The sequence below is a fragment of the Candidatus Poriferisodalis sp. genome (assembly GCF_965221945.1).
Taxonomy (GTDB): Bacteria; Actinomycetota; Acidimicrobiia; order Acidimicrobiales; family Poriferisodalaceae; genus Poriferisodalis.
The window spans coordinates 2,850,707-2,863,600 of the sequence record NZ_OZ244925.1; the positions used below are offsets into that span (position 1 = coordinate 2,850,707).

The 12,894-nt window shown below is 67.0% G+C and carries 13 protein-coding genes; 6 read left to right on the forward strand and 7 right to left on the reverse strand.

The window, feature by feature from the left end:
- The first annotated feature begins 20 nt into the window (after positions 1-20).
- The gene (locus ACOQPH_RS13265; RefSeq protein ID WP_420621856.1) at positions 21-854 is read left to right on the forward strand and encodes a hypothetical protein; all 834 of its coding nucleotides are present in this window, start codon (positions 21-23) and stop codon (positions 852-854) included.
- Between the two features lie 34 nt (positions 855-888).
- Positions 889-1,824: a DUF1295 domain-containing protein gene (locus ACOQPH_RS13270; RefSeq protein WP_420621857.1), complete on the forward strand. Its 936-nt coding sequence runs from the start codon at positions 889-891 to the stop codon at positions 1,822-1,824.
- A 202-nt stretch (positions 1,825-2,026) separates the two neighbouring features.
- On the opposite strand, the gene ACOQPH_RS13275 is transcribed toward ACOQPH_RS13270, so the two are convergent.
- Positions 2,027-2,431, reverse strand: coding sequence for a VOC family protein (locus ACOQPH_RS13275; RefSeq protein WP_420621858.1), 405 nt, complete (start codon positions 2,429-2,431; stop codon positions 2,027-2,029).
- A gap of 287 nt (positions 2,432-2,718) precedes the next feature.
- Here ACOQPH_RS13275 and ACOQPH_RS13280 point away from each other — a divergent pair, with 287 nt between their 5' ends.
- Both ACOQPH_RS13280 and ACOQPH_RS13285 read left to right on the forward strand, forming a co-directional pair.
- Positions 2,719-3,651: an alpha/beta fold hydrolase gene (locus ACOQPH_RS13280; RefSeq protein WP_420621859.1), complete on the forward strand. Its 933-nt coding sequence runs from the start codon at positions 2,719-2,721 to the stop codon at positions 3,649-3,651.
- Positions 3,652-3,709: 58 nt separating this feature from the next.
- Complete coding sequence (locus tag ACOQPH_RS13285; RefSeq protein ID WP_420621860.1) at positions 3,710-4,303, forward strand: NADPH-dependent FMN reductase; 594 nt, start codon at positions 3,710-3,712, stop codon at positions 4,301-4,303.
- Positions 4,304-4,433: 130 nt separating this feature from the next.
- On the opposite strand, the gene ACOQPH_RS13290 is transcribed toward ACOQPH_RS13285, so the two are convergent.
- Together ACOQPH_RS13290 and ACOQPH_RS13295 are read right to left on the reverse strand one after the other, a co-directional pair.
- Complete coding sequence (locus ACOQPH_RS13290) at positions 4,434-4,739, reverse strand: 2-phosphosulfolactate phosphatase (RefSeq protein WP_420621861.1); 306 nt, start codon at positions 4,737-4,739, stop codon at positions 4,434-4,436.
- Positions 4,740-5,104: 365 nt separating this feature from the next.
- Positions 5,105-6,637, reverse strand: a complete 1,533-nt coding sequence (locus tag ACOQPH_RS13295) for a DUF3179 domain-containing (seleno)protein (protein ID WP_420621862.1) — start codon at positions 6,635-6,637, stop codon at positions 5,105-5,107.
- 102 nt (positions 6,638-6,739) lie between these two features.
- On the opposite strand from ACOQPH_RS13295, the gene ACOQPH_RS13300 reads away from it, so the two are divergent.
- Positions 6,740-7,477 carry an SDR family oxidoreductase gene (locus ACOQPH_RS13300; RefSeq protein WP_420621863.1) on the forward strand — a complete coding sequence of 246 codons (738 nt, stop codon included), beginning with the start codon at positions 6,740-6,742 and terminating at the stop codon, positions 7,475-7,477.
- Positions 7,478-7,785: 308 nt separating this feature from the next.
- Here the strand turns inward: ACOQPH_RS13300 and ACOQPH_RS13305 are convergent, their stop codons facing one another.
- From ACOQPH_RS13305 to ACOQPH_RS13315, 3 genes are all read right to left on the reverse strand, one after another.
- Positions 7,786-9,375, reverse strand: coding sequence for a DUF222 domain-containing protein (locus ACOQPH_RS13305; protein ID WP_420621864.1), 1,590 nt, complete (start codon positions 9,373-9,375; stop codon positions 7,786-7,788).
- Between the two features lie 163 nt (positions 9,376-9,538).
- Positions 9,539-10,639: a dienelactone hydrolase family protein gene (locus tag ACOQPH_RS13310; RefSeq protein WP_420621865.1), complete on the reverse strand. Its 1,101-nt coding sequence runs from the start codon at positions 10,637-10,639 to the stop codon at positions 9,539-9,541.
- Between the two features lie 149 nt (positions 10,640-10,788).
- Positions 10,789-11,631 (reverse strand): alpha/beta fold hydrolase, encoded by an 843-nt coding sequence (locus tag ACOQPH_RS13315; protein WP_420621866.1) that lies wholly within the window; start codon positions 11,629-11,631, stop codon positions 10,789-10,791.
- A gap of 88 nt (positions 11,632-11,719) precedes the next feature.
- On the opposite strand from ACOQPH_RS13315, the gene ACOQPH_RS13320 reads away from it, so the two are divergent.
- Complete coding sequence (locus ACOQPH_RS13320) at positions 11,720-12,256, forward strand: hypothetical protein (RefSeq protein WP_420621867.1); 537 nt, start codon at positions 11,720-11,722, stop codon at positions 12,254-12,256.
- Here ACOQPH_RS13320 and ACOQPH_RS13325 read toward each other — a convergent pair.
- Positions 12,216-12,806, reverse strand: coding sequence for an ArsR family transcriptional regulator (locus ACOQPH_RS13325; protein WP_420621868.1), 591 nt, complete (start codon positions 12,804-12,806; stop codon positions 12,216-12,218). The genes ACOQPH_RS13320 and ACOQPH_RS13325 overlap by 41 nt on opposite strands.
- Positions 12,807-12,894 lie beyond the last annotated feature (88 nt).

A 12,894-nucleotide genomic window follows, 5' to 3' on the forward strand; every position in this document is an offset into this window, starting at 1 on the left:
CCAACGACTAGAACTCGTCTATGGAACCCAAGGACCGGCTCCCGATCGGCGTCTCGCTTCTGGCGCTCGCGGTAGCGATCGCAGCATTGGTAGTCGCCGTCAGCGACTCCGACAGCGACGACGCCGTCGAAGAGCCCGAGACAAGCGTCACAGCGTCTGCGCCAGCGACGACTCAAGCATTCCAGACCACCACCACGGTGCACACCGTTCAGACGCTGGCTCCGGCGCCCACGACGGCCGCGACCCAGCTGATCGTGACGGCCACGACGGCTGCTGAGTCGGACGAGATGGCCGACTCCGAGTTCTCGGACAACGTGCTGGCCGTCGTGGGCATCGGCTACGACAGCACTCTGAACGTGCGCGAGACGCCGGGAGGCCAGATCGTCGGCAAGCTCGACTCGGACGCCGCGGGAATCGTTCCCACCGGCACCACTCGAGCGGTGACCGGGGCGATCTGGTACGAGGTGCACGCAGCTGGAGTCGTCGGCTGGGTCAGCGGCGAGTACGTGACACCGCTGGGTGTGACGATCGACGCAACGACGCAGATCGTTGCGCTCCTGGGCGAGACGCCCAGCGCGGACAACATGACGGCGTTGGGTCGGATCGTTGCGGGGGCTGTGGCATCGGAGGAGCCCGAGTCGCGTGTGAGGATCTCGGGTGCCCCCACCGTCGGAGATGTCAGCGAGATCACGATGGATGTCGTCGGTCAGCCTGACGATTCGATCCGCGGCTTCCGGCTGCACCTGTTTGCGACACCGAGCGATGGCGGCGGATCGTTCACGCTTCGCAACGTCGAGAGCACCGTGATGTGTTACACCGAGCGGGGCGTCAGCGCAGAGGGTCTCTGCAACTAAGGGGGCCTGCTGCTGACGGATGGGGGCGGCGGTGATGCGCGGACGCCATCTGCGCGTGCTCGCCGCAGTCGCCATTGGCGTGGTGTCGTTCGTGTTGGGCGTCAGCGTCTATCCCGACATCGACCATCGGTTGGTCGGCACGCCGTACGGGGCTGCGCTGAACGTCTGCCTCGCTCTGGTGGTGCTGTGCTGGATGGCCTCGATCGTGACGCGAGACCATTCCTGGGTCGACCGGCTGTGGTCACTGGTGCCGGCGCTCTATTGCGGGATCGTCGTTGCCGAGGTGGGGTTCGGTTCCGCCCGGATCACCGTGATGACCGTGCTGGCGTGCCTGTGGGGGGCTCGGCTGATGTTCAACCTGGCTCGCAGGGGCGGGTACCACGCGGGCAGTCAGGACTACCGGTGGACCTACATCCAGGATCAGCTCACTAAGCTGCAATTCCAGTTGTTCAACGTGACGCTGGTCTCATTCATCCAGATGGCGATCGTGTGGTGGTTCACGTCGCCCATTCACCAGGCCTGGCTGCACGCCGAGGTGCCGTTGGGCTGGCTGGGCTACGTCGCGATCGTGGCGTTCTTGACCTTGCTGGTGCTGGAGGGGGTCGCCGATGGGCAGATGTGGCGCTTCCAGCAGAACAAGAAGCGGCTGGTGGCGGCGGGGGCCGAGGTGGAGCGGCCGTTTATGGCCGAGGGTTTGTTCCGCTACTGCCGCCATCCCAATTGCGCGTGCGAGATGGGCATGTGGGTGGTGTTCTACCTGTTCGCGATTTCGGCTTCCGGTCGGCTGTGGCACTGGACCGGCCTGGGTTGCGTGATCTTGGTGGTGCTGTTTCTGGGCTCGACGCAGCTCATCGAGAAGATCTCCAGCGCGAGATACCCCGGCTACAGCCGCTACCAGGCCGCGGTTCCGATGTTCATTCCGAATCCGCTCAACCCGAGACGGCGGCGGGCGCAGCCTGTGTACCTGTAGCAGGATGCTGAAAAAGTGCCGATACCGCAGACCGGCAGATGCAAAGCCGCTGGTCAGAGAGTTGGTCAAGCAGCTGAAACCGGCTTTCTTAGCAGCCAGCTAGCGGAGGGCTCGCTGGGCCGTCCGCCGGTTCACTGGTGCTTGGCGCGCTCCCAGCCATGGCTGGGCAGGGCTGGGCCAAGGCTCGGCCGGGGCAGTTTGGCTAGGCGGGGCCGGGCATCTCGGGAGTGCCGTAGCCCTCGTCGACCACTCCTTCGGTGAAGAACGCCTCCCACCACAGGCCGTTGGGGTCGGTGATCCACGACTTGTGCTGGAGCTGGTAGCCGCACACCAGGTCGTCCTGGTCGGCACGGGGCAGGTCGGCCGAGTCGATGTGGGTGCGCATGTCCTCGAGTTCGTCTCGGGATTCGACCTGGATGCCGTAGTGGGCCGAGCCGGGCGGTCCGTCGCCGTGGACGTCGAGCGAGAAGTTGACCCGGGGGTCGTCCAGCATCCACTTGGCGTAGTCGGAGCGTCGCAGGGTGGGCTCGCAGCCGAGCAGCCGCTTGTAGAACTCGATCGACTCGTCGAGGTCGTCGACCTGCAACCCGATGTGCATGCGCCGCATAGCCCGCACGTTACGGCACCCAGCGACGCGCGATCTGACCGGTCGCACCAACCAGCAGCACCAACTGCCTACAGCAACTGGTGACGCCGGCCGGCTGATTCGCGGCGTTGCATCGGTCGTCTCCGTGCCGTGACGTGCGGAACAGCACAGCGGTGCCAACGGCTGCGTCAGTGGCACGTTGGCGCTGCCGCGGCAGACTGCTCGCCGTTGGAACCGGCTACCCGAGCTGAGCAGTCGAGTCGGATGCTGAGATTCGCCGTCGCCCCGGCAGCGAGCAGGAGACCACCATGCCCTTTGCGTCCGTCAACCAGTTCGCACGGACAGATCAGGACGACACCGAGATCCGGCTCTACTACGAGACCCACGGCGATCCGGGCAATCCGGCGCTGCTGCTGGTGAACGGGTACTCGTCGCAGATCATCGGGTGGTTCGAGGGATTCCGGGAGCAGCTCGCCGAGCGGGGGCGGTTCGTCGTGAGCTTCGACAATCGGGACGTCGGCCTGTCGACACACCTGGATGAGGTCGAGGTGGATCTCGCCGCGGTGAGCAAGGCCGCCGCCGCGGCAGCTGTGAGCGGCGAGCCCATGCCGCCGGTGCCGTACACGCTGTCCGACTTCGCCGATGATGCCGCGGGACTGCTCGACCACCTCGGCATCGGGGCCGCGCATATCGCCGGCATGTCGATGGGCGGGATGATCGTGCAGCAGATGGCCATCGACCATCCCGACCGGGTCCTGTCGATGACATCGATCATGTCGACGACGAATGAGCCTGGCTACTTCGAGGCCACGCCCGAGGCCATGGCGGCGCTGATGACGCCGCCGCCGCCCGACCGTGAGGGATACATCGCGGCCAGCGTCGCTTCCCGCAAGATCAGCTCCAGCCGGCGCTACTTCGACCCCGACCGGGTGGCGGAGATGGTGGCCGCCGCCTACGACCGCATGTTCTACCCCGAGGGCCTGCCCCGGCAGATGGCGGCCGTGCGGTGTTCGAGGTCCCGGGTCGAGAGCCTGCGGCAGCTTGACGTGGCGACGCTGGTGATCCACGGTCGAGACGACCCGCTGATCATGCCGAACGGCGGCGAGCGCACTGCCGAGCTTGTGCCGGGCGCCAACCTGCTGCTGGTCGGCGACATGGGCCACGACCTGCCGACGCCGCTGTGGCCGATTCTCATTGACGCGATCATCAGCCACACTGCTCACGCCGGCCCTCGTCGGTGAATTCGACGGGGTCCCGAACCGGGACACGACCGGGATATGACGAATCGAGGCACCTGACATGAAGCTTCTGGCGTTTGCCGCCTCCAACAGCAGCCAGTCGATCAACCGGCAGCTCGTCGACTACGCAGTCCAGCTGCTGCAGGACGGGCTGATCGAGGGCGTGGCGGCCGATGCTGTTGAGATCAGCTCGCTCGACCTGAACGACTTCGAGATGCCGATCTACAGCATCGACCGCCAGAACGCTGATGGGATCCCGCAGCCGGCCCACGATTTCTACGACACGATCGGCGCCGCCGATGCGCTGCTGATCTCGTTCGCGGAGCACAACGGCTCCTACACGGTCGCCTATAAGAACGTCTTCGACTGGGCGTCACGGATCAACATGCGCGTGTACCACGACAAGCCGATCGTGATGCTGTCCACTTCTCCCGGTGGTGGCGGGGGCGGCTTCGTGCTTCGGTCCGCAGCCCACCTCGCCCAGTACTTCGGCAACGAGGTGCTGGCCAGCCTGTCGATTCCCAAGTTCGACCAGAACTTCGACACGACGGCGGGGACCCTTGCCGATGCCGACCTCGATGCTCAGTTGCGGGACGCCCTCGCCACGCTGTCCAAGGTCACGTCCAAGGTCACCGGAGACTCAGCGGCCGGATGACAGCGGCAGCGGCTGTGCGGCTTGGGCCCACGTTGACGAGCCGGGCAGCGCAGGCGGAGTCGGGCGTATCGACGGCGTCGTCATTCTTGGCCGAGAACACCTCCCGCTGCAGGCTGTCGCGTTCAGTCGCCTAGGGCCGTCTCGACGGAGCTGAGGTAGCCGCTGGGGATGGGGGCGGCGCCGAGACGTACTTGCCGTCGACGAGCACCGGCACCGTGTGGCTGACGTCGACCGCCGCAGCCCAGGTGACATCGATGTCGTAGCCGCGCTCAGCGAGTTCGCGTCCGGAGACGCACTCCGACAGGCGTTGTTCCAGATCATCTCTGGCATCGAGGTATGCGGCCGCTGCCGTCTCGGCCTCGGGCGTTCGGCGAGTTCCGGCAATGGAGGCGATGACGGCACCAGCACCGACGAAATCCTCGAACGCTGGCCGCAAGCTGTCATCGTGCGTCCACCGCTGTGCTGAAGCTCAGCACGTCGACCACGACAACTACATCGGCCCATCCCCCGAACACCTCGACAGCACGAGGCCCCCACTCCAGATGGACCTCGACCATGTGCCTCACCGTCGCTCAGCCGTACGCAGTCGTGCGCAGTCGTGCGCAGTCGCACTCATGCTGCGACGTCTCAGGGGCCGTCATCAGCCATGCGCACGATACGGCCAACCGGGCCGGGCTACCGGCACCTCGGCCGGGGCACTCGGCCCGTCGTGGTCTCGCCGGCACCGAGGCCTGCGCCCACCCGATGCTGCGTGTACTACAGCTCGGCGATGATCTTGACGACCCGTGGCCAGAGCGCGGGCTACGGCTCCCACAGGAGCGTGTCGGCCATGAATTGGCTCCAGGCGAACCAGAACGACTGGTGACCTTCGATCTCATTGCCGGCCGCGTCGACGGCCCGCAGCCCGCCTCCGTCGAGGTGCAGCGTCACACCGCCGAATTCCACCGTCCCGCCGTCTTCGAGCGCAACCACCGCAGCGCCGACGGGAAACGCAACGGGTGTGCCGTCGTCAAGCACCACGCCGAAGACCTGGTCGTGGACGCTGAGCCGACCGTCGACGTCGCCGACCGGGAAGATGGGCCCGCGGTCGTCGCGGCCGCCCAGCGGGTCCAATGGGTACTGGCGGCCGGTCCCCCCGTCTCGGGCCACGATCGTCGTGTCGGGATGGGCGGCCTTCCACTCGCCCCAGGTGGTGGTGACGACGGTGGCCTGAGGCAACTCGATGCCCTGCTCACGAAGCGGCCCCGAGACCGCCCGGCCGGTGAACGTGTTGAACACCGACTTGGTGACGAGGTCGTACATGACCTTGTTCGACCGTGAGAGCAATCCTGATGTCCGCAGAACGGGCACTGCTACGCCATCGGGAACCGCATCGGTCAGGTACGCCTGCGCTGAGCCGCACAGCGTGCAGTACGGCATGCCGATGCGGCGCCCGCCGAGCGTGTCGTTGACCATCTCGTGGATTTCCATGATGTGGCGGGGGTACGCCCGGGCCTCATCGCCGATGACGACTGCGAACACGATGCCGTCGTCGGGGTACCACGAGCCTGCGGAGGCGTCGGTGACCGCAGGGTCATCGAGGGCCGGGATGCAGCCCCGCGGGCACGGGCGGGCGTCGCCGAGTTGACGGTTGTCGATCAGCACCCCGCCCCAGCTCACGATGCGCCAGTCGATGTCGGCGTCGGCGTCATCGAAGAACGGCTGCCAGCCCGGCTCGACCAGCGTGAACAGCCGCTCCTTGTAGTCGTCGTAGCCGTCGAAGGCGGGCAGATCCCAGGCGAGCAGGTGATCGGTCACGGACTGCCACGGGCTCCGGGCGGCCACGGGGTCGTCGGCCAGCCTCGCGCCGGTCAGCGACTGGAAGGCCGAGACGGCGCCGTCCGCAATGTCGCCACGGGGGAAGAACCTGAGCAGGTCCGAGAGAATCCAGGCCAGTCTCGGATCGCCCGACTGGGCGAGTCTGGCGACGGTGAGGCCGCTGAAATTGACTTCGGTCTGAAAGCCGGACCAGATGAACTCGAGGTCGTCGAATGCGGTTTGTGCGAGCGGGCCCGTCGGCACCTCCGGTGGGAGCGGGAACGCGTACCCGAGGTGGTTGCGCAGCGATCCGGATTCCCGCGGGTCCAACAGCACGGCATCCTGGCTCGATCCAGCCTCCGACGTCGATATGCCAGCCGAAGTGGTGGCCGGGGCGGTCTGCTGGACGGGATCCTCGGCCGCCTCAGCCACCGATGTCGGGGTCACGGCCGATGTCGGTGTGGTCGTGTCGCTGCCGGCACATGCTGCGGCCAGCAGTGCGGCTCCGACCAGCGGGGCGAATAAGCGGAACCGCACGCGGCCACCCTATGACGCGGTGAGGCTGTAGTTGCCTCGCCCCTGCTCACCACAAACTCCGGCCGTCGAGGCGGATCCCCGCAGGCTCGTAGCGTGCCGCTCATGTTGGAAGGCAAGCGAATCGTGGTGACCGGGGCCGGCAGGGGTATCGGCGCTGCCATTGCGGCCACGGCCCGTAGCTATGGCGCCGACGTGTTTGGCGCCGACATCGATCCCGATACTGCCGTCGACGGTCACTACGACGTTGCCGACGAGGCCGACGTGGCCCGGCTGTTCGAGGCTGCCGCCGCCAAGATGGGCGGCATCGACGGGTTGGTCAACAACGTCGGCATCGCAGGCCCGACGGGCCAGGTGGAAGACCTCGACCCGGCTGAGTTCGATCACTGCGTACAGGTGAACGTCGGCAGCACCTTCCGATGCACCGCCGCGGCGGTGCCGCTGTTGGGCGACGGGGGCTCGATCGTCAACATCGTCTCCACGGCGGGGATCTTCGGGTACCCCCTGCGCAGCCCCTATGCCGCCTCGAAGTGGGCGGTGGTCGGGCTGACCAAGACCTGGGCGATGGAGCTCGGCGGGCGTCACATCCGAGTCAACGCTGTCTGCCCCGGCACCGTCGACGGCCCGCGCATGGATGGCGTCATCGAGCGGGAAGCAGCGGCCACCGGCGCCACCGCCGAAGCGATCAGAGCCGGCTACACCGCCCAGGTGTCGATGGGCACGCTCGTCACCGGCACAGACATCGGCGAAGCCTGCGCATGGCTGCTCTCGGACGCAGCCCGCTACGTCTCAGGCCAAGTCCTCAGCGTGGACGGCAACACCGAAACGCTGCGCACCGTCTGACCGGGAGTTGCCGCAGCGTCCTTGTCACCCGACGCGGGTCGTGTGTCCTGACGCCTCGACAAGATCGTCGGCACAGACACGGCTTTGCACCGGGTCGGGCGGTGTGTGTCTCGCTCTTCGTCTCGGTCGGCCCCGGTTCAGCAAACCCCGGTTCAGCAGATCTGACGCGTGCTGAGGCGAGCGGTGCGCCGGGCCGGGGAGGTCCGCCGGGTCGAGCGCGTCTGCGGAGCCAAGGGGGCGTGCTGGGCCGGGGAGGTGCACCGGATCGGACGGTGTGCATCTCGCGACTCGCGCTGGTCGTCCCCGGTTCAGCAGTTCTGTTTGGTGCTGGGTCGGGCGGGTGTGGGGGGTGGCGCTGGTGTGACTGTCCACCCAGTGCCGGGCGGCGCCGGTCCGGTGGGGGGATGCAGCACCAAGTTGTGCTCGTGGAGTCGGTGGTGGTGGCTGTGGCACAGCAGGGCCAAGTTGGCCAGGCAGGTGGGCCCGTCGTCGATCCAGTGCTGGATGTGGTGGCCGTCGCAGTGGATCGGAGCTCGCTCACAGCCGGGCCACACGCAGCCTTGGTCGCGTGCGATCAGCGCCCGGCGGATCGACGGCGGGATGGTGCGGCTGGCGCGTCCGACGTCGAGCACTTCGCTTGCGCCGCCCATGACCACGGGCACGACCTGGGCGTCGCACGCCAGCTTGCGCAGCTCGGCGGCACTCAGCTCGGTGCCGGTCTCGGTGACGCCGCAGACACCAGGTGCTGCCAGCAGCGGCGGTACTGCGCCAGACGTGCCATTGCGGAGGTTGTCGAGGCTGGTGAGCACGATCATCTGCGTCGAGCTGGGCACAACCCAGTGCTCGCTGCCGGCGTTCGTGTTCGTACTGGGACCGCCGGCGGTACCTGTGCCGGCAGTCGCGTCGCCCGTCGCCAATTCGGCCGTCGAGCCTTCGCTGGAGGCGGTGTCGCCGACGCTGCCGGTCACCGATTCGTCTGTCGAGTCTTCGCCCGAGGCGGCTGCGCCTATTGGATCTGCGTCTGTCGGGTCTTCGCCCAATTGGGAGCTCGCGTCTCGTTGGCTGTCTGCGGTGAGCATCTGCGCGAGCGCATCGGCAGCTCGATGAGCGACGCTGCGTCGCTGAGACTCGGGCAGGTCTTTGTCGCTGCGCCAGTTCCGCTGGATCATTTGCATCAAGCGACGATTGATCCGATCCCCGGTGAACGGGTCGAACTTGGCGCGCAGGTGCCACATGCCGTCACTGGGATCGATCCACATCGACGCGTACCGGGCGGCCCGCAACCGAGCCCGACGCTGAGTCTCGGACTCGCTGCGCCATGCGGCCTCCGCAGCACGCACTGCACGCCGTGTTTGGTCTGCCGTCTGGAACTTGGCGCCGGCGCACAGCTCGCCGCGCACTTCTTCGGGTACCTCCGCTGTGGCGACCACGGCGGCCTGATCAGCGTTGATCTCCCCGCACGCCAAAGCATCAGCCACCTGCGGGCGGTCCTGCAGCGACACTGCGTCGCGTTCGACACGGCGCGCCGCTGCGCCGCTCAACGCCGTCGCGCTGGCCAGCGTCTCGGCCACTGATGCTTCCCCTCGGCGCACATGCAACTCGCGCCGCGCTGCCTCGGCCGCGAGGGCGACGCGGGCGCCTTCGAGCGCATTGAGCGCACGTTGGACTTGCTGCGCAGACCACACCAGATCGCCATCATCGGCTGCGCGCACTGCGTCGCCCCCAACGAGCGGACCCGCGAGCAACGGCCCCACAGCCGCATCCACCGCGTCACACACCTCGCCGGTCTCGCAACGCTGCGCCAACCCCGCACGCAGTTCCGACAAGCACACGCTCACGACCGGCCGGCGCGACGGTCGCCGGCTGCCACCAATGATCTCTCGGGTGCTCGAGGCCATGGACATCACCGTAGGCGGGGGGTGTGACAACCGTTCGCCCCGAACCTCACCGTCCGCCGCGCGTCGCCCGACATCGGGTCGGTCCTCGGCGCCTGGATCCATGGCCGTCACCGTAGAGAAGGGCTGTGACAACCGTTCGCCGTCAGGCTCGCGTCACACCAAGTCAGCGCCGTTCCGGCCCCATCACGGCGGTCCAGAACGTCATCATGTCCTCAACGAACAACGGCGCCAGCTCGGGGCTTCCGCCGATATGGGCGCCCCGGACGGCGTACCCCGCATTGAAGGCGTAGAGGAAGCCGTCGAGATCGACCAGTTCGGGATCCGGCTCGTCGGACGTCGGGAGGATGAAGGCGCCGTCATCAGCCATGTAGAGGGTGGGCGCCCCGGGTGCCACGGCCGCGTCGGGCATGTGCTCGAGGGGGGTTGTGCGGTCGAAGCTGTGGCGGGCGTCCGGCACGATCCGCACGGTCGCATCGCCGCCCCCGACCCGCATGGCGTGGATATGGGCTTGGACCTGTGTCGGCGAGCACCAGTCGTCGAGATCCCCGATGATCGCCCGCACCTGAGTACCGCCGACTGCTGGATCAACAAACTGGTGTCCCGACCAGGGATAGGCGGCGTACACCCCGACGAGCTTCGGCGCACCCGATGCCGCCGCAAGGTGCACCGAAGCGGCGTTCAGCACCGCCGAACCGCCCCGGCTGTGGCCTTGCGCACCCACCCGGGCTGCGTCGATTTCAGGCCGGGCCACCAGCAGCTCAGCCGTCGCAAGCACGTCCCAGGCGCTGGCCGCAAACGAATACTGGGCTTGATTCTCGACGGTGCTGACGACGCCCCGGTTGCCGAAGGGGTCGATGGCACACGCTGCGATGCCGGCGTCGGTGAGTTCGGCTGCGTACGACAGGTGGTGCTCCTGGAGCCCGAGGCTGCCCGGGGCAATGATCACGACCGGGTATGGACCGGGCTCGTCGAGCCGACCGGGCTGACCCGACCGACCCGACTGACCGGCCCTACCCGACCGACCGGGCTGACCGGCCCCACCGGGCTGACCGGCCCCACCGGCCCCACCGGACCTACCCGCCCCGTCGGGCAGGAACAGTTTCCCCCACAAGTTCTGGCGGGGCATTGCATCAGTGTCGGAGATCGCCTGAAAGAAGTTCTTGGGACTCGCGGACGGGATCGCCAACGCCTCGCCGACCAGACCGTTCGTCAGGCAGAAGTCGTCCTCGTAGAACTCGTCATAGACGGCATCGTCATCGGTCACCGCATCCCCTCCCCCATGTCTGAAGCATTCTCGGCGATGCCAGCCGCCCGCGACACCCGCTATGTCGGCGCTCCGTCCGGGCCGGCCAGTTGAGTTGACGGGACGACTTGGCTGTCTGGCTGTCCGTGGCGCAACGCCGCAGCACTGCCTCAAGCGGCGTTCGCGGCGAGAAACGCCTGGAGATGCTCCGTCAGAACCTTGGGCTGGTCGATCGGGACGAGGGTCCGGCTGTCATCGATCCACACCAGCTGCGCGTTGTCGAAGTGCCCGGCGAGCCGCTCGGCATGCGCCGCGGGCATCAGCTTGTCGTCGCGCGCCCACACCACCAGCACGGGCCCGCCGAACGACCGCTGCTGCTTGGCCCATTCGAGCAACACCCGCTTCTTCGGCACGTATCGCAGGTACTTGTCAAGGTCACGCCGCACCCGCCGGTCGTGACGGAGCGGATGGATCCAGCTCATGAACACATCGTCAGGGACCCGCTTCGCCGACATGGCGCCGAAGGTCATCGGCAAATGCCGGATCCAGCGAGGCCGCAGCAGCTGAGCGGTCAGGAACGTGCCCCCGGGCAGCGACGCATTCAGGCACAGCAGCCGGCCGGGCAGACCGGGCGGGTAGTTGTCGAACGCCTCGCAGGAGACGAGCACGAGGTTCGCCACCCGGTCAGTGCCGCCGGGGCTGATGACGAGCTGGGCGCCGCCCCAGTCGTTGCAGACCAGCGTGACGTCGCGCACATCGAGCTCGGCCAGAAACGCAGCGATCATCTTGACGATCGATTCCAGGTCGAGACTCGCATCGTCGGGCATCGGGGTGCGGTGCGCACCGAACGGCAGCTCGGGGACGATGCAGCGGTAGCGGTCCCCCAGCCCCTCGACCAAGTCGTCCCACAGGCTGCCGCTCATCAGTACACCGTGCAGCAGCACCACCACGGGACCCTCGCCGCCCGTGTCGGAGTACATGAAGCCTGCTGCGGCTCGCCTGTCGGGCTTCATCCGCACACTCCCGACGCTGTGCCGACAGCGTACGCAGGTGCCCGAATGCCCCAAGCCGTTGTCTCTAAAATTCCCGGCATTGGATCTCATGGGAATCACTACGGTCGACGAGGTGCAAGGCCGAGACACCATCACGTACCTCATCGAGGCCAGACGCCTCGAGCGAGTTGCCGATGAAGGCCATCAGGAAGCGGGCGATCGGGTCCTCGGTCAGGCTGAACGAAGGCTCGGCACGGCGACTGCCGGACTCGAAATCGGCGACATCACAGGCGCATTCGCCGTTGCGTACGACGCGTATCGGATGGCGGCGGAATCACTGCTGCTGCGTCAGTGTCTGAGACCGATGTCCGGTAAGGGCTCTCATGTCACCGTTGAAGATGCCGTCTCGGCCCAATTCGCAGAGCCGATCCCCGAGTTTGCGAAACCGACATTCGAGAGATTCCGTCGGAATCGGCACGCTGCCCAGTACTACGACGACACGGCGCCTCCGCTGACGAGCGAGGATGCAAAGTGGGCGATATCCGTAGCCAGCGCTGCCCTAGCCGGCTCGAAGCGAATCAGCGCAGAAGATGTCCTTGCGCCGTTCAGTCCTGACCGAGGTCGATCTGCACCAGGGGTTGGCTGACGACGGTTGCGTGAAAGCTGCCGGTCCCGTTCGCGATCCAGGCGGCCGGTCGAACGGCTTCTTGGACCGGGCGTCCGAGTCGTTCTTCAGCGGCGGAGAGTGCTGCGTAGAGAAGGTCGCGCTCTGGCGAGCCGAGCACGAGGACATCGATGTCGGCGACGGGACGGTTGCCCTCATCTTCAGTCCAGCGAGCTGCCCACGATCCGTAGATGTACGCGGCCTCGATGCCGTCGACGGCCTCAAGAACTTCTGCCAGTACTTGCGGTGGGCCGAATGCCCTGGTCAGCACGTCAGCGAGTCCTCGGTAGTAGGGGCTTTCGGTGTTGGCCCGAACGAGCCGGACGTTGCCGATCTTGCGACTCGTGACGATGCCGGCGGCTTGGGCTCGCTCGATCTCGCGGTGCACGGAACTGATCGGCACGTCCAACATCGCAGCGATGTCCGTGACGCTGGCTTCGATTTCGGGGTCGCCGAGCAGCCGAGTCAGGATCTCGCCCTGCTGGCGGGACCGCAGCAGCGGCAGCAGCTTCGGCGTCGCTGACTTACCCATATTCTGGAAACTATATCCCCAAATATGGAATTACTTCGAATTCGTGGCACCCGGCGAAGTCGTTGGCCGTAGCGTTCCCCCCTTGAGT

What these genes read in the sequence shown, in the direction of transcription:
- ACOQPH_RS13265 (WP_420621856.1), top strand. Translation starts at nt 21, where the DNA reads ATGGAACCCAAGGACCGGCTCCCGATCGGCGTCTCGCTTCTGGCGCTC.
- ACOQPH_RS13270 (WP_420621857.1), top strand. Translation starts at nt 889, where the DNA reads ATGCGCGGACGCCATCTGCGCGTGCTCGCCGCAGTCGCCATTGGCGTG.
- ACOQPH_RS13275 (WP_420621858.1), bottom strand. Translation starts at nt 2,431, where the DNA reads ATGCGGCGCATGCACATCGGGTTGCAGGTCGACGACCTCGACGAGTCG.
- ACOQPH_RS13280 (WP_420621859.1), top strand. Translation starts at nt 2,719, where the DNA reads ATGCCCTTTGCGTCCGTCAACCAGTTCGCACGGACAGATCAGGACGAC.
- ACOQPH_RS13285 (WP_420621860.1), top strand. Translation starts at nt 3,710, where the DNA reads ATGAAGCTTCTGGCGTTTGCCGCCTCCAACAGCAGCCAGTCGATCAAC.
- ACOQPH_RS13300 (WP_420621863.1), top strand. Translation starts at nt 6,740, where the DNA reads ATGTTGGAAGGCAAGCGAATCGTGGTGACCGGGGCCGGCAGGGGTATC.
- ACOQPH_RS13305 (WP_420621864.1), bottom strand. Translation starts at nt 9,375, where the DNA reads ATGGCCTCGAGCACCCGAGAGATCATTGGTGGCAGCCGGCGACCGTCG.
- ACOQPH_RS13315 (WP_420621866.1), bottom strand. Translation starts at nt 11,631, where the DNA reads ATGAAGCCCGACAGGCGAGCCGCAGCAGGCTTCATGTACTCCGACACG.
- ACOQPH_RS13320 (WP_420621867.1), top strand. Translation starts at nt 11,720, where the DNA reads ATGGGAATCACTACGGTCGACGAGGTGCAAGGCCGAGACACCATCACG.
- ACOQPH_RS13325 (WP_420621868.1), bottom strand. Translation starts at nt 12,806, where the DNA reads ATGGGTAAGTCAGCGACGCCGAAGCTGCTGCCGCTGCTGCGGTCCCGC.